The organism is Mesorhizobium sp. 10J20-29 (genome assembly GCF_054130485.1).
In genome coordinates this window covers 3,200,930-3,216,411 of sequence record NZ_CP199156.1, presented here as the reverse complement: position 1 = coordinate 3,216,411, position 15,482 = coordinate 3,200,930, and the positions used below count along the sequence as shown (strand labels likewise).

Annotated in this window: 17 protein-coding genes; 10 read left to right on the top strand and 7 right to left on the bottom strand. The window is 65.1% G+C overall.

Going from position 1 to position 15,482, the window contains the following annotated elements; all coding sequences use genetic code 11:
- The first annotated feature begins 33 nt into the window (after positions 1–33).
- From ACT2BZ_RS15390 to ACT2BZ_RS15375, 4 genes are read left to right on the top strand one after another with little or no spacing between them, the layout of a single operon-like run.
- The gene (locus ACT2BZ_RS15390; protein ID WP_457936009.1) at positions 34–972 is read left to right on the top strand and encodes a peptidylprolyl isomerase; all 939 of its coding nucleotides are present in this window, start codon (positions 34–36) and stop codon (positions 970–972) included.
- A 6-nt stretch (positions 973–978) separates the two neighbouring features.
- Positions 979–2,010, top strand: coding sequence for a 4-hydroxythreonine-4-phosphate dehydrogenase PdxA (pdxA, locus tag ACT2BZ_RS15385; protein ID WP_457936008.1), 1,032 nt, complete (start codon positions 979–981; stop codon positions 2,008–2,010).
- Positions 2,007–2,831, top strand: coding sequence for a 16S rRNA (adenine(1518)-N(6)/adenine(1519)-N(6))-dimethyltransferase RsmA (gene rsmA / locus ACT2BZ_RS15380; RefSeq protein ID WP_457936007.1), 825 nt, complete (start codon positions 2,007–2,009; stop codon positions 2,829–2,831). Before pdxA ends, rsmA begins: the two co-directional genes overlap by 4 nt.
- Entirely contained in the window at positions 2,821–3,180 is a 360-nt protein-coding gene (locus ACT2BZ_RS15375) for an ASCH domain-containing protein (RefSeq protein WP_457936006.1), read from the top strand. Before rsmA ends, ACT2BZ_RS15375 begins: the two co-directional genes overlap by 11 nt.
- A 1-nt stretch (position 3,181) precedes the next feature.
- Here ACT2BZ_RS15375 and gmk read toward each other — a convergent pair whose 3' ends face one another.
- The 7 genes from gmk to fabD form a co-directional block, all read right to left on the bottom strand.
- Positions 3,182–3,838 (bottom strand): guanylate kinase, encoded by a 657-nt coding sequence (gmk, locus tag ACT2BZ_RS15370; RefSeq protein WP_457936005.1) that lies wholly within the window; start codon positions 3,836–3,838, stop codon positions 3,182–3,184.
- A 3-nt stretch (positions 3,839–3,841) separates the two neighbouring features.
- Positions 3,842–4,732 carry a YicC/YloC family endoribonuclease gene (locus tag ACT2BZ_RS15365; RefSeq protein WP_457936004.1) on the bottom strand — a complete coding sequence of 297 codons (891 nt, stop codon included), beginning with the start codon at positions 4,730–4,732 and terminating at the stop codon, positions 3,842–3,844.
- An 80-nt stretch (positions 4,733–4,812) separates the two neighbouring features.
- Complete coding sequence (mltG, locus tag ACT2BZ_RS15360; RefSeq protein WP_457936003.1) at positions 4,813–6,003, bottom strand: endolytic transglycosylase MltG; 1,191 nt, start codon at positions 6,001–6,003, stop codon at positions 4,813–4,815.
- A 96-nt stretch (positions 6,004–6,099) separates the two neighbouring features.
- Positions 6,100–7,362, bottom strand: coding sequence for a beta-ketoacyl-ACP synthase II (gene fabF, locus ACT2BZ_RS15355; RefSeq protein WP_457936002.1), 1,263 nt, complete (start codon positions 7,360–7,362; stop codon positions 6,100–6,102).
- Positions 7,363–7,400: 38 nt separating this feature from the next.
- Complete coding sequence (locus ACT2BZ_RS15350) at positions 7,401–7,637, bottom strand: acyl carrier protein (RefSeq protein ID WP_457936001.1); 237 nt, start codon at positions 7,635–7,637, stop codon at positions 7,401–7,403.
- 238 nt (positions 7,638–7,875) lie between these two features.
- Complete coding sequence (gene fabG, locus ACT2BZ_RS15345; protein WP_457936000.1) at positions 7,876–8,613, bottom strand: 3-oxoacyl-[acyl-carrier-protein] reductase; 738 nt, start codon at positions 8,611–8,613, stop codon at positions 7,876–7,878.
- Positions 8,614–8,664: 51 nt separating this feature from the next.
- Positions 8,665–9,606 (bottom strand): ACP S-malonyltransferase, encoded by a 942-nt coding sequence (fabD, locus tag ACT2BZ_RS15340; RefSeq protein ID WP_457935999.1) that lies wholly within the window; start codon positions 9,604–9,606, stop codon positions 8,665–8,667.
- Between the two features lie 177 nt (positions 9,607–9,783).
- Between fabD and ACT2BZ_RS15335 the strand changes: the two genes are divergently transcribed.
- From ACT2BZ_RS15335 to ACT2BZ_RS15310, 6 genes are all read left to right on the top strand, one after another.
- Entirely contained in the window at positions 9,784–11,730 is a 1,947-nt protein-coding gene (locus ACT2BZ_RS15335; RefSeq protein WP_457935998.1) for an LTA synthase family protein, read from the top strand.
- Between the two features lie 280 nt (positions 11,731–12,010).
- The gene (rpsF, locus tag ACT2BZ_RS15330; protein ID WP_457935997.1) at positions 12,011–12,466 is read left to right on the top strand and encodes a 30S ribosomal protein S6; all 456 of its coding nucleotides are present in this window, start codon (positions 12,011–12,013) and stop codon (positions 12,464–12,466) included.
- A complete protein-coding gene (rpsR, locus tag ACT2BZ_RS15325; protein ID WP_457935996.1) occupies positions 12,466–12,714 on the top strand; it encodes a 30S ribosomal protein S18 in 249 nt (82 codons plus the stop codon). The genes rpsF and rpsR overlap by 1 nt, the downstream gene beginning before the upstream one ends.
- A gap of 201 nt (positions 12,715–12,915) precedes the next feature.
- Positions 12,916–13,548 (top strand): 50S ribosomal protein L9, encoded by a 633-nt coding sequence (gene rplI / locus ACT2BZ_RS15320; protein ID WP_457935995.1) that lies wholly within the window; start codon positions 12,916–12,918, stop codon positions 13,546–13,548.
- 229 nt (positions 13,549–13,777) lie between these two features.
- On the top strand, positions 13,778–15,067 hold the full coding sequence (locus ACT2BZ_RS15315) for a class I SAM-dependent methyltransferase (RefSeq protein ID WP_457935994.1): 1,290 nt from the start codon (positions 13,778–13,780) through the stop codon (positions 15,065–15,067).
- Positions 15,068–15,134: 67 nt separating this feature from the next.
- A complete protein-coding gene (locus ACT2BZ_RS15310) occupies positions 15,135–15,458 on the top strand; it encodes a YnfA family protein (protein ID WP_457935993.1) in 324 nt (107 codons plus the stop codon).
- The last annotated feature ends 24 nt before the right edge of the window (positions 15,459–15,482 follow it).

The following is a 15,482-nucleotide window of genomic DNA, read 5'->3' as shown; positions in this document are numbered from 1 at the left end:
TATGCAGAAGGGTAAAGGACGGGATTGGATCGGATGCTTTCGGTTAGGAAATGCCTCATATCGACGAGCCTCGCGCTCTTCGCCGTCGGGGCAATAGGGTCACTGACGACGCTGGCGGGTCCGGCGGCGGCTAGCGAAATCAAGTTGATCGTCAACAGGGTTCCGGTGACCACCTACGACATCCAGCGCCGTGTCGCTTTCCTCAAGCTGCAGCGCCGCAAGGGCAACCTCAACGCTGAGGCCGAACAGGCCATGGTCGATCAGGCGCTGCACAATGCCGAAGCCCAGCGGCTCGGTGTCCGGATTACCGACGACGCGGTGACGGAAGCCTACAACCGCTTCGCCAAAGGCAACAAGATGACGGTCAAGCAGCTTGACGGCATCATGTCCCAGTCCGGCGTGACCAAGGCGCACTTCAAGGAATTCATCCGCTCGCAGATGGCCTGGAACCAGGCACTCGCGGCGCGCAACCGCAGCGAAGTTCGCAGCATGAGCGAGCAGGACGTCGTTCAGCGCATGCTCAAGCAGGGCGGCACGAAGCCTACCGCCACCGAATACATGCTGCAGCATATCATCTTCGTGGTTCCGGCCAGTGAGCGCGGCAAGATGGCGAGCCGCAAGCGCGAAGCAGAGGCCATGCGCGCCCGCTTTTCCGGCTGCGAACGCACGCGTGACTTCGCCAAGGGCCTGGTCGACGTGACGGTCCGCGATCTCGGCCGCAAGTTCGGACCCGAGTTGCCGCCCGAATGGGCCGAGCAGATCAAGAAGACCAAGGTCGGGGGCGCGACGGGCGTGCGGGAAACCAACCTCGGCGTCGAGTTCATCGGCATCTGTTCCAGCCGCGAAGTCTCCGACGACCGTGTCGCCAAGATGGTGTTCCAGCTGGAGGGCGCCACGGACGACAAGGCGGAAGACCTCAGCAAGAAATACACCGAAGAGCTTCGCGAGAAGGCGAATATCGTCAAGCGCTGACAGCACATGCCGCGTCATCCAGCCGCGGCGCTGCCGCTTGCCGTCTCGGTGGGAGATCCATCAGGCATCGGCCCGGAGATAGCGCTTGCCGCCTGGCAGCGGCGCGTCGAGCTGTCCCTGCCCCCCTTCTACCTGCTTGCCGACCCCGCGCTGATTTCATCACGCGCCCGTCAAATCGGCTTGGACACGCCGCTGGCCGAGACCTCGCCTTCCGGCTCCGCGGCCGCATTTTCCGATGCCCTGCCGGTGGTCCCGCTGGAGGCTGCCTTCGTCGATACGCCGGGCCTGCCGTCGGCCGCCAATGCGCCAGGCATCATCGAAGCGATCGACAGGGCCGTGGCCGACGTCATGTCGGGCCGCGCTGCCGCCGTCGTCACCTGCCCCATTGCCAAGAAGCCGCTCTACGATGCGGGCTTCGGCTTTCCCGGCCATACCGAATATCTCGCGCATCTCGCCTTCGAGGCCACCGGCCTTGCGCAGACCCCCGTGATGATGCTGGTCGGTCCTGACCTGCGCAGCGTGCCGGTTACCATCCACATCCCGCTGGCCGAGGTGCCAGCCGCGCTCAGCATCGAACTGATCGTCACAACGGCGCAAGTCGTAGCGCGGGATCTGGCGGCGCGCTTCGGCATTGCCAATCCGCGGCTTGCGGTTGCCGGCCTCAACCCGCATGCCGGCGAAGGCGGTGCGATGGGTGGCGAGGAAGAGGCGTTGGTCGCACCCGCGGTCGCAAGCCTGCGCTCCCAAGGCATCGATGCCTATGGCCCTCTCCCGGCCGACACGATGTTTCACCCGCGCACCCGCGCCGGCTATGACGCGGCCATTTGCATGTATCACGACCAGGCGCTGATCCCGGCCAAGACACTGGCCTTCGACGAAGCCGTCAATGTGACACTCGGCCTGCCCTTCGTCAGGACCTCCCCCGACCACGGAACCGCATTCGCGATTGCCGGCACGGGAACGGCGCAACCGGACAGCTTCATTGCCGCGTTGCGACTGGCGCGTATGCTGGCCGACACCGGGAGCTTCGCCGCATGAGCCTCGACGGCCTGCCACCCCTGCGCGAGGTCATCGAAAGGCATGAGCTTCGTGCCAAGAGATCGCTCGGCCAGAATTTCCTGCTCGACCTCAACCTCACAGGAAAGATCGCGCGCACGGCAGGCGACCTTTCGCAGACGACCGTCATCGAGGTCGGCCCCGGCCCCGGCGGGTTGACGCGGGCCCTGTTGATGAACGGCGCGCGGCGGGTCGTCGCCATCGAACGTGACGAGCGCTGCCTGGCCGCGCTCGCGGAAGTCTCCGACCATTATCCGGGCCGGCTCGAGATCGTGTCGGGCGATGCGCTGAAAACCGACTTCGCGGCGCTCGCGGCCGGCCAGCCGGTCAAGATCGTCGCCAACCTGCCCTACAATATCGGCACCGAGCTCCTCGTGCGCTGGCTGACCGTGCCGGCGTGGCCGCCCTTCTACGAGTCGATGACGCTGATGTTCCAGCGCGAGGTTGCCGAGCGGATCGTGGCAAAGCCCTCGGACAACGCCTTCGGCCGGCTGGGCGTTCTCGCCGGCTGGCGCACCGAAGCGCGCATTGCCTTCGACGTCCCGCCGCAGGCCTTCACGCCGCCGCCGAAGGTGACCTCGTCCGTGGTGCACATCATGCCCCGCCCGGCGCCGCTGCCGGCCGAAGTGCGCAAGCTCGCCCGCGTCACCGAGGCCGCCTTCGGGCAGCGCCGCAAGATGCTGCGCCAGAGCCTCAAGAGCCTGGGCGGCGAGGCACTGCTCGCCGCGGTCGGCATCGATCCCACGCGGCGCGCCGAAACGCTCGAGATCGCGGAGTTCGTGGCGCTCGCCAATGCCATCTGAAGCGCCTCCGATCCAGAGCCTGGCGGTCGTGGCCCGGCTCTTTCCCCTCATCCTCAGCGGCGAAAAGACCGCGACGGTCCGGTTTGGCGAGGCGCGCATCGCGCCCGGCCCGATGCGCTATGTCTGCGCAGGCGACCCGGACCGCACCGTCATCGTCGAGGTCGTCCGCTGCACGGACATGCCCCTGTCGGAGGCTGCGCGGTTTCTCGGCCGCGAGGCGGAGTGGCCGCGCGAGGTCATGCTGGAGGGGATGCGCGAGCATTATCCCGAGATCGAATGGGGCGACATCGTCCAGGTGATCGAACACCACGCGCCCGCAGGGACCCCCGCGCCCGGCACCGGAGCCTGAGCTAGCCGGCCTTTTCGTCGAGCAATCCCGAGACGAAATCGAACAGGCCCGGCCTGCGGTCGCGGCGCAACCGTTCGGCGGTCACGATCGAGCGTACCTCTGCGAACGAACGGTCAAGGTCGTCATTGATGACGACATAGTCGTAGTCGCGCCAGTGCTCGATCTCGTCCCTGGCGTTCTTCAGCCGCGCGTCGATCACTGCATCCTGGTCCTCGGCGCGCCGCTTCAGCCGCTCCCGAAGTTCCCGCATGGAGGGCGGCAGGATGAAGATCGAGACGATGTCGACCGGCATCTTTTCCCGGAGCTGAGCCGCGCCCTGCCAGTCGATATCGAACAGCATGTCGCGCCCGTCGACCAGCGCGGCTTCCGCCGGCTCACGGGGCGTGGCGTAGCAATTGCCGTGTACTTCGGCCCATTCCAGCAGCGCGTCGGAGTCGCGCAGCCGGTCGAATTCGCGCTGCGTTTGGAAATGGTAGTGCACGCCGTCGATCTCGCTGCCGCGCCTGGGTCGCGTCGTGACGCTGACGGAGAGCTCGAGGCCGGGATCCGTCTCGAGCAGGTTGCGGGCAATCGTCGACTTGCCGGCCCCCGAGGGCGACGACAGGACCAGCATCAGCCCGCGACGGCGGATGCGGATCGGGCTCGTATCGGCGCTCATGCGCTACTCCAGATTCTGGACCTGTTCGCGAAACTGGTCGACCACCGATTTCAGTTCCAGGCCGATCGCCGTAATGGCCGCTGCGTTGGACTTGGAACACAGAGTATTCGATTCGCGGTTGAATTCCTGCGCAAGAAAATCGAGTTTCCGGCCGATTGCACCGCCATTCTGCAGGAGGGCGCGCCCGGAAGCGACATGCGTGTTCAACCGGTCGATCTCCTCGCGGATATCGGCCTTGGTGGCGAGCAGGGCGGCTTCCTGGAGCAGGCGCGCCTCGTCGAGATTGGACGCGGCGTCGAGAAGCAGCCTGACCTGGCCGGCAAGCCTGTCGCGGATCGCGGCCGGCTCACGCGACGGATCCGCCTCGGCTCGAACTACCAGGGCCTCGATGGTGTCGATGTGGCCGAGCAGCAGCGCACGCAGCGCCTCGCCCTCGCTCTGGCGGGCGGCCTCAAGCCCGTCGAGCGCTTCGGCGAAGGCCTGGACGATGGCTGCGTCCAGCCCGGCACGCGTCTCCTCGCTTTCGATCGCTTCCGGCACCTCGAGCACGCCACGTAAAGCAAGCAGACCGTCGGCGCTCGCCGCCGTCACGCCAAACTGCTCCTGCAGCCTGACGGCAAGACCTGCGACGTCCTTCAGGAAGGCCTCGTTGACGACGGGCTGCGCCTGCGCTCCAGGCGCGCGTCCAATGGTCAGGGTTGCCTGGAAATTGCCGCGCGCAAAGCGCTTCTGAACTGCCTGCCGCAGCGACGCTTCCAGGCGATCGAAGCCCGTCGGCAGCCTTAGCCGCAGTTCGACGCTCTTGCCGTTGACGGACTTCAGCTCCCAGGCGATCGAAACGCCGTCATGGTCCGCCGTGGCCCGCGCGAAGCCGGTCATGCTTTGCAGGTTCATCTGTCGGCGCGCCCCCTGCGCCGGCGCGGAAAGCGCCGGCCTCAAAACTCATCCCCTGACGCCGCGCAGACTGCCGGCGCCTACTCGGCGCTGGTCGCCGGCTCGCCGGATGCCGCCTTCTCAGCCTCGGCCTTGGCTGCTTCCTGCGCCAGCTTGCGCTGGGCAGCGCGCCAGCGCGCAACATTCTCGTTGTGGACGTCGAGCGTCGTGGCGAAGACATGCCCTCCCGTGCCGTCAGCAACGAAGTAGAGGTCCTTGGTCTTCGAAGGGTTCGCTACGGCTTCCAGAGCCGCGCGCCCCGGATTTGCGATCGGCGTGGGCGGCAGGCCGTCGATGACATAGGTGTTGTAGGGCGTCGGCTTGTCGATGTCCGACTGGTAGATCGGCCGGTCGGCCGGCCTCCCCTTGCCGCCGAACAGACCGTACAGAATGGTCGGGTCGGACTGCAGGCGCATGCCCTTGTTCAGGCGGTTGATGAAGACGGCGGCGACGCGCGAGCGCTCGTCGCTGCGGCCGGTCTCCTTCTCCACGATCGAGGCCAGCGTCACGAACTCATTGACGTTGGCAAGGGGCAGCCCCTGCACGCGACGGTTCCAGATACTCTCGACCAGCCTTTGCTGGTCGGCCAGCATCTTCTCGACGATCTGCTTGCGCGTCGATCCGCGCGTGAAGCGCTGCGTATCGGCAATGAGGCTGCCCTCGGGGGGCATTTCAGTCGGCATTTCGCCGGTCAGCGCTTCGTGCTCGGCGATCCTCTGGAAGGCCTGCTCGACCGTCATGCCCTCCGGGATGGTCAGCGAGGCCAGCACCGACTTGCCGCTCTCCAGCAGTATCATGATGTCGCGCATCGACGCGCCGGCCTGGATTTCGTATTCGCCGGCCTTCAGGCTGGCGTCATGACCGTAGGCGCGCACGCCGAGCCGGAAAATCCGCTGGTCGCTGATCAGGCCGCGCCGCTCCAGCTGCTCGGCGATCTCGGCGACGCCGGTGCTCGGCTTGACCAGGAAGTTGGCCGTGGTCTGCGACGGTCCGCGTCCGTCGAATTCGGACTTGCCCAGAAACACCGCGACTCCCGCGGCGAGCACCACGAGGATCACCGACGAGACCACGAAATTCATGAACACGATGATCTGGCTGCGCGAGCGGCGCGAGCGCTTCGGCGGCGGCGTGCCCTTCTCGGGCCGCAGCGCCTCGCTGGCGGTCTTGGGCACAATCGGCTGTGGCGGTGCGTCCCGCCGGCCGAAATCGCGATCTCCCGGGTTCATGTTCATGTCGCCTCAACATTGCCTTCCGGACGAACTCTGCGCTGAGAGAACTGCCGCGAGACTAAGTTCGAATGTGGCAAAATTCGCGGCGCTGCCGCGGCTTCAGCCGTTGTAGCGCTGAAAGATCAGCGACGCGTTGGTGCCACCAAAGCCGAAAGAGTTGGAAAGAGCGACGTCGATCTGCCTCTCTCGCGGCTTGTTGGGCACCAGATCGATAGCCGTCTCGCGCTCTGGATTATCGAGGTTGATGGTCGGCGGCGCAATATTGTCGCGGATGGCGAGGACCGAGAAGATCGCTTCTGCCGCACCCGCGGCGCCGAGCAGATGGCCGATCGACGACTTGGTCGAGGACATCGAGATCTTCGAGGCCGCATTGCCGACGAGACGCTCCACCGCTCCCAGTTCGATCGTGTCGGCCATCGTCGAGGTGCCGTGCGCGTTGATGTAGTCGATGTCGGCGGCCGACAGGCCTGCCCGCTTCAGCGCGGCCGTCATGCAGCGGAATGCGCCGTCGCCGTCTTCGGCGGGTGCCGTGATGTGGTGGGCGTCGCCCGTGAGGCCGTAGCCGGTCACCTCGGCGTAGATCGTGGCGCCGCGTGCCTTGGCGTGCTCGAGTTCCTCGAGAACGACGACGCCGGCGCCCTCGCCCATCACGAAGCCGTCTCGATCGGCGTCATAGGGGCGCGAAGCCTTCTCGGGCGTGTCGTTGCGGCCGGTGGACAGCGCGCGGCAGGCCGCGAAACCGGCAAGCGCCAGCGGCGTGACCGGTGCTTCCGTACCGCCCGCCAGCATCACGTCGGCGTCGCCGAAGATGATCAGCCGGGCCGCGTCGCCGATGGCGTGCGCGCCGGTCGAGCAGGCCGTCACCACGGCATGGTTCGGACCCTTGAGGCCGTGCCGGATCGAGACTTGGCCGGAGACGAGGTTGATGATGTTGCCGGGGATGAAGAAAGGACTGATGCGGCGCGGGCCGCGTTCCTGCAGGATGAGCGCGTTTTCGGCGATGCCTTCGATGCCGCCGATGCCCGATCCGATCATGACGCCGGTCGCGCAGCGTTCCTCTTCGGTCTTCGGTTCCCAGCCGGAATTCTTCAGCGCCTCGTCGGCAGCCGCAATCCCGTACAGGATGAAGTCGCCGATCTTGCGCAGTTCCTTGGGTTCAAGAAACGCTTCAGGATTGAAAGTCGCATTCGAGCCGTCGCCGCGCGGGATCGAGTGGGCGATCTTGCTGGCGTAGTCCTCGACGTCGAACGCAGTGATTCGGGACGCAGCGCTGCGCCCCGAAAGAAGCTGTTTCCAGCCATGTTCCACACCGACGCCGAAGGGCGAAACCAGCCCCATGCCTGTCACAACGACACGCCGCATCGCTGGTCCTCCCGATCTGCCGGCGATAGGCGTGGCGGTCAGGCCGAAGCCTTGTCGATGAACTTCACGGCGTCGCCGACCGTGAGAATGGTCTCAGCGGCATCATCGGGAATCTCGACGCCAAACTCTTCTTCAAAAGCCATCACGAGTTCGACCGTGTCGAGGCTGTCTGCGCCAAGATCATCGATGAAGCTCGCCTGCTCGGTAACCTTCTCGGCATCGACACCGAGATGTTCGACAACGATCTTCTTGACGCGCTCTGCGGTGTCACTCATTTGGGCATCCTCGTCCTGTGTTTATCTGCCTTCGTTAGCCGCCGGAATGGCGCTAATCAAGCTGAAAGATGTTCATTGCCGGTTCCAGTGAAGCCGGCGGGAATCCGGTCTTGAACCCCGGGTTGCTGGCGCATTACACGAAAAATCCCGCGCGTCCAAGGCGAAAACGGCCCAATTTTCGGGCTCATCCACGCATGTTTGCGCTGCAACCGGGCACTTGTGGCGTGCCCGCCGGCAATCAGATCATCGCCATGCCGCCGTTGACGTGAATGGTCTGGCCGGTCACGTAGCTCGCCTCGTTCGACGCGAGATAGGCCACGGCGGAGGCGACTTCGTCGCCCGTACCCATGCGCCGGGCCGGGATTGCCGACATGATCGCTTCCTTCTGCTTGTCGTTCAGCTTGTCGGTCATCGCCGACTCGATGAAGCCGGGCGCCACGCAATTGACCGTGATGTTGCGCGTCGCGATCTCCTGCGCCAGCGACTTTGAGAAGCCGATCATGCCGGCCTTGGAAGCGCAGTAATTGGCCTGGCCCGGGTTGCCCGTCACGCCGACGACCGAGGTGATGTTGATGATGCGGCCATGGCGGCGGCGCATCATCGGATGGGTCAGTTCCCGGGTGAGGCGGAAAACCGCGGTCAGGTTGACCTCCAGCACGGCATCCCAGTCGGCGTCCGACATGCGCACGAAAAGCCCGTCCTTGGTGATGCCGGCATTGTTGACGAGGATGTCGACGCCTTCGAGTTCGGCCTCGGCCTTCTGGCCGAGTTCCTTGACCGCGTCGCGGTCCGAAAGGTTGGCGGGGAAGATCTTGACGCGTTCACCGAGTTCGCCGGCCAGCGCCTCGAGCTTCTCGACGCGCGTTCCGTGCAGGCCGACCGTTGCGCCCCTGGCGTAAAGTACGCGCGCGATCGACTCGCCGATGCCTCCGGTTGCGCCGGTTACCAGCGCCTTGCGGCCGTTCAGATCAAACATTCGTTCAGACTCCAGAGAACGCCCGATGGGGGCGGAATGGCGATTGATGTATCAGGAAAGAGCTGCCAGTGCAGCCTTGACCTCGGCGGGCGTGCCGACGGCCGCGGTGGAAATGTCACGGTTGATGCGGCGCGCCAGCCCCGACAGGACCTTGCCGGCGCCGACCTCGTAAAGCGAAGTCACCCCATTGGCCCCGAACCATTCGACCGTTTCGCGCCAGCGAACGCGCCCGGTCACCTGGTCGACGAGCCGGGCCGCGATTTCATCCGGGTCGGAGAGCGGCTGGGCGACGAAGTTCGCCACCACCGGCACCGCCGGCCGGTTCTTTTGCACGCCCGCGAGCGCCTCGCGCATCGTCTCGGCGGCGGGCGACATCATCTGCGAATGGAAGGGGGCGGAAACCGTCAGCATCAGGGCGCGCTTTGCGCCCTTTTCGGTGCACAGCCGCGCCGCGTGCTCGACGGCAGGCTTGGCGCCGGAGATCACCAGCTGCCCGCCGCCATTGTCGTTGGCGATCTGGCAGACGGAGCCGGCGGCGGCCTCGACGCAGGCGGCCTCGACCTCTGCCTCGTCCAATCCGATGATCGCCGCCATAGCGCCCTCTCCTGCCGGCACGGCGGCCTGCATGGCGTTGCCGCGGATGCGCAGCAGCCTGGCCGCATCGCCGATCGAGAACATGCCGGCGGCCGCGAGCGCGGAGTATTCGCCGAGCGAATGCCCGGCGACATAGGCGACCTTGTCCTGCAGCACCAAACCACGCGCCTCGAGCGCCCGCATCGCCGCCATCGACACTGCCATCAGTGCAGGCTGCGCGTTGGCGGTCAGCGTCAGCGTCTCTTCAGGGCCATCCCACATCAATTGCGACAGCTTTTCGCCCAGCGCATCGTCGACCTCGGCGAAGACCTCGTGGGCCTCTGGAAAGGCGTCGGCAAGATCCTTGCCCATGCCGACGGCCTGGCTGCCCTGCCCCGGGAAGGTGAATGCGATGGCCATTTGCGGGTCTCCGGTCTGGTTTGCGACTGCCCTCTGGCCAAGCCGGCGGCTCAAGTCAAGGGCGGCATGGGAAACAGCTGCCGCAGCGCCACACTGAAAAAATACCCTCCAAGGCGGCCAAAGCTTCTCACTTTCGCCACAGGCTCTGGCTTTTTGTGACGGAACCATGACACAGGCATGACAGTTCTTCCGCGTATCGAGGGTTTTGAGTTGGCAAAGCATAACGCTGTCACGCAGGCAGGGATTGTTTGCGCGCCTGATGCACGCAAGGGCGCCGGGCGTCTTGCCCGGAGTCCGCTCGTGCGCTGCACGCTATCGCTTGCCGTCACGATCCTCTTTTCAGCGCTGCTGGTCTTTACGGTCGAGTGGATCTTTCGCGGATCGCTGGGTTCGACCGTCGAGTTCTTCAGCCAGCCGTTCCGGCCGGGCTGGACGACCATTGCGCTGTTCACGCTGCTCCTGACCGGCCTCGATGCCCTGCTCGGCCGGCGTCACAACGGCATCCTGCTCGTTGCGCCCGTCGTGCTGCTGCTCGCGGCGATCGGCCATCAGAAGTCGCTCTATCTCGGCGACCCGCTCTATCCGGCCGACTTCCTCTATGCGCGACAGATACTGGAACTGATGCCGCTGCTTGTCGCCGAGCGTCCGCTTCTTGCCGTGCTTCTCGCAATCGGCGGCATCGCGGCCGTCATCCTTCTGGTCGCGCTCTGGCGCCATGCGCGCAGTTTCGCGCCGATCCGGCCGCGACTTCGCCTCGCCCGCCTGGTGGTCGTGCTGCCGGCGCTCGCCTTCTTCGTCTCCATCATGGACTTCGCCACCTTCTCGTGGACGCGCGACAGGCTGCAGATCATTCCCATGATGTGGGACCAGAAGGAGAACTACGCCTCCAACGGCTTTGCCATCGCCTTTGCGCTCAACATGCCGATGGCCAAGGTCAAGGCGCCGCCGAGCTACGAGGACGATGTCCTTGACGCGATCCGCCCGGCGCAGGGCGCCGTCTCGATGCCGCAGGAGAGGCCGGATGTCATCGTGGTGATGAGCGAATCCTTCTGGGACCCCACGCTCCTGCCCGGCACCACCGTCACGCCCGACCCCATGCCTACCGTGCGCGCGCTGCGCTCCGGCTCGATGTTCTCGCCCGAGTTCGGCGGCATGACGGCGAATGTCGAATTCGAGGCGCTGACGGGCTTCTCCAATGCTTTCCTGCCCTATGGCAGCATTCCCTATCAGCAGTATGTGCGCGGTCCGGTGCCATCGCTGGCAAGCTTCTTCCGCGCCGAGGGCTACGAGACGACTGCGATCCACCCCTTCGAAGGCTGGTTCTGGAACCGCGAGCACGTTTACGAATCGTTCGGCTTCGACCGCTTCCTCAGCATCGAGAAGCTGCCGCCGATGGCTTCGCGCGGACCGCTGGTGTCGGACGATGCGCTGACCGAGGAAATCATCCGGCGCGCCGATGCGACCGAACGCCCCTTCTTCACCTTCGCCGTCAGCCTGCAGGGGCACGGTCCCTACGAGCCGAACCGCTACCGCGATGCGACGGTGAAGGTCGACACGGTCGCCAGCTATACGACTGGCCAGTCGATCCGCTCCTTCGCAGAGGGCATTGCCGATGCCGACCGCAGCCTGAAGCGGCTGGTCGACTGGGCGGCGACCCGCGACAGGCACACGCTGATCGTCTTCTTCGGCGATCACCTGCCCCCGCTCAACAAGGGCTACACCGAGACGGGCTTCCTCAAGGAGCCGGTGCCAGAGCGACGCGAGCCGCCCGAGGCGCTTGCCGCACACCGAGAGACGCCGCTGGTGATCTGGTCGAACCGTACCGGCTCCATGAAGGATGTCGGCTCGATCAGCCCGTCGCTCATTCCCCTGAAACTGTTTCAGGCCGCCGGCATCGAGCATCCCTACTACACCGGCTTCCTCGGCCGGATCGACAGGAGCTACGACGTGATCGAACGTCACCTTCTCGTCTCGCGGACGGGACAGATTGCCGATTGGTCCCGCGAGGACAGGATCGATCCGCTGATCAACGACTTCCGTCTGCTGCAGTACGATTCGATGTTCGGCCACCAGCGGACGATGCGACGCTTTTTCCCGAACCTGCCGAAACCGGCAGGCGTCTAGAAGTTCTCGTTGCGATGGGACTTGCCTTACCGAGCCTTCCCCTGTAGAGACCGCCGCAATCTGCCGGTCCTGCTGGGGGCTGAACGGAGGGCCGGAGGTGTCGCAGGATGCCTTCGTGTGAAGCCAAGAGATGCTTCCGCTTCCCGTGTCTCCGCTCTCGACCGTCTCGAATTTGCGCCTTTCTTCTCCTGGGCGGCCAACTGGCCCCTCACGGATCAGACAAGTTGCAGAGGCTTTTGCCGCGGGTCCGGACAGATGAGTGAAACGAAAGGCAGAAACTATGGCTCTATACGAACATGTGTTTCTCGCCCGACAGGATCTGTCGCAGCAGCAGGTCGATGCGCTTGTAGAAAGCTACAAGGGCGTCATCTCCGCTAATGGCGGTTCGGTCGGTCGGGTCGAGAACTGGGGACTGAAGTCCCTCACCTACCGGGTCAAGAAGAACCGGAAGGCATACTACACGCTGATGGACCTCGATTGCCCGCCGGCAGCGCTCAACGAGATGGAGCGCCAGATGGGTCTTTCCGAAGACATCCTGCGCTTCATGACCGTCAAGGTCGAAGCCCACGAGGAAGGCGCCTCCGCCATGATGCAGAAGCGCGAAGAGCGCTCCGATCGCGGCAATTTCGGTGATCGTGACCGTGGTCCGCGCAGCTTCGGCGACCGCGACCGCGGTGATCGTGGAGACCGTGGCCCGCGCCGTCCGCGTGAAGGTGCCGAAGGAGGACAGGAATAATGGTCGACGTCAGCCAGATGCCAACGCGGCGCCCGTTCCACCGCCGTCGCAAGACCTGCCCGTTCTCCGGCGCCAACGCCCCGAAGATCGACTACAAGGACGTACGCCTTCTGCAGCGCTACATTTCCGAGCGCGGCAAGATCGTGCCTTCGCGCATTACCGCAGTCTCGCAGAAGAAGCAGCGTGAGCTCGCCAAGGCGATCAAGCGCGCCCGCTTCCTTGCCCTGCTGCCCTATATCGTCAAGTAGCACCCTTCGCGGCGCGGGCCCTGTCCGCGCCGCACCTACCCCTCCGCGACGGGCGCGGGACGGGGCGACCAGAAATCCCGGGTTGGGTCGGCAACGACCCTAACTGCCGCGACAGGCAGGACAGCGACATCGGCGGCAACGCCACTGCTTCCTGACCTCGTCCTTTGAATCAGCCCATTCGGGCACTGAAAGGAAAAGACCATGGAAGTCATTCTTCTCGAACGCATTTCCCGCATTGGCCAGATGGGCGACACCGTCAAGGTCAAGGACGGCTTCGCCCGCAACTTCCTGCTGCCGCAGGGCAAGGCGCTGCGCGCCAACGAAGCCAACAAGAAGAAGTTCGAAGGCCAGCGCGCCCAGCTTGAGGCCCGCAACCTCGAGCGCAAGGCGGAAGCCAGCCAGGTCGCCGAAAAGCTCGACGGCATGTCCTTCATCGCCGTTCGCTCGGCCGGCGAGACCGGTCAGCTCTACGGTTCGGTCTCGACGCGCGACATCGCCGATCTGATCACGGCCGAAGGCTTCTCGATCAACCGCAACCAGATCCAGCTCAACCACCCGATCAAGACCATCGGCGTCACCAACGTGGCAATCGCGCTTCATCCGGAAGTCGACGTGACCATCACGCTGAACATTGCCCGCACGGCCGACGAAGCCGAGCGCCAGGCACGTGGCGAGACGCTCACCACCGCCGAGGCCATCTACGGCGAGGACATCAACGAGAACGCCCGTCCCGACGCCTTCTTCGATCCTAACGAAGAGGGCGAGGAAGACGACGGCGCCGGGGAAACCGGTGAGGAAGTTGAAGCCGCCGGGAGCGAAGACGAGCAGAACTGATAGCTCGGCTTTTCGCCGACGATATCCAAGCCCGGGCGCACAGCCCGGGCTTTTTTTGTGCTCCGCCGAGGCGCCTTCCCCTCCGCACAAGGTTACGAATTCGCCCGGAATCCTTGCGCAATAGCCGTCTGGTCCGACGAACTCGAGACATATTGGACCAGCCGGAACTTTTCAAAACGGTTGAAGTTCGTCACAATATGCCGCCGTTCACATGGTGGAGTTTGTTGTCATGAACTCACTTTTACAACGCGTTGTCGCAGGCCTGGTCCGCACCGGGAACCTTTCGATCACCGGGCCGGATGGGCGGACACACTCTTTCGGCGATGGCAGCGGAGACCCGGTTCACCTCGTCGTCAAGAGCGCGCGCGCCGAACGGGCGATTGCCCTGGACCCGATGCTGGCCGCCCCCGAAGCCTTCATGGACGGCGATCTCGACATCACCGTGGGCGACACGCTCGGCCTTCTGCGCATCGTCTTCCAGAACATGGGGCCGGGCGGCGTCGATGCGGTCTGGACCAAGGCGATCGAGGCCGCGCGCACCGCGTTCCGCCGGTTGCAGCAAGTCAACACCGCCGGCCGCGCCAAGCGCAACGTGCAGCGCCACTACGACCTCTCCGGCGAGTTCTACCGCCTCTTCCTCGACGAGGACATGCAGTATTCCTGTGCCTATTTCGAGCGGCCCTCCATGACGCTCGAGCAGGCCCAGGCGGCCAAGAAGCGGCACATCGCGGCCAAGCTCAAGATGAAGCCCGGCCTGTCGGTTCTCGATATCGGCTCCGGCTGGGGCGGGCTCGGCCTCTACCTCGCCCGCACCTTCGAGTCCGAGGTGCTCGGCGTCACGCTCTCCACCGAACAGCACGCCGTCTCGAGCGAGCGCGTCCAGGCGGAGGGTCTCGACAACCACGTGCATTTCGAAATCCGCGACTACCGCGACCTGTCGGAGCGTTTCGACCGGATCGTCTCGGTCGGCATGTTCGAGCATGTCGGCATCAACCACTACCGCACCTTCTTCGACAAATGCTCCACGCTGCTGAAGCCCGACGGCGTCATGCTGCTGCACACCATCGGTCGCAGTGGCCCACCGGCCGCGACCAGCGCCTTCATCCGAAAATACATCTTCCCGGGTGGCTATATCCCGGCGCTGTCGGAGGTCATGCCGGCCATCGAAAAGACCGGCCTCGTGGTGACCGACGTCGAGGTGCTCAGGCTGCACTATGCCGACACGCTGATGCACTGGCGCCGCCGCTTCCTCGAGAACCGCGAGCGCGTGAAGGAGATATACGACGAGCGCTTCTGCCGCATGTGGGATTTCTACCTCGCCGCTTCCGAAGCCGCATTCCGGTGGCAGGATCTCGTCGTCTTCCAGGTCCAGCTGACGCGCCGCAACGACACCCTGCCGGTGACGCGCGGCTACATCGAGAAGTGTGAAAAGGCCCTCGCCCTGCACGAGCAGCCGGCGCGGGCCCAGCCGAAGAAGGACAAGCCGGTCGGCGCCCGTCGCCGCAAGGTTGCAAAGTAGCGCCAGCCGGCTTGCATCGGCCGCGTTTTGCCTGAAGTCTGGCACTCGAAACCACGAGGACCGGACCTTGACCCTACCGATCTACGCCGCTGCGGCTCTGGCCGAAATCGCGGGTTGCTTCGCCCTGTGGGCGTGGTGGCGTCTCGATGCCTCTGCGCTGTGGCTGGTTCCCGGCGCGCTTTCGCTCATGCTGTTCGGCTGGCTGCTGGCTCTGGTCGACACCGGAGCGGCCGGACGCACCTACGCGGCCTATGGTGGCATCTACATCGCGGCGTCGCTCGGCTGGCTGTGGATGGTCGAGGGCATCCGCCCCGATCGCTGGGACCTCACGGGCGCCCTGATTTGCATCGCCGGGGCTTCCGTGATCCTGTTCGTACCCAGAACCGGATGACGCTGCCAGGCCCGCCTCGTCCGG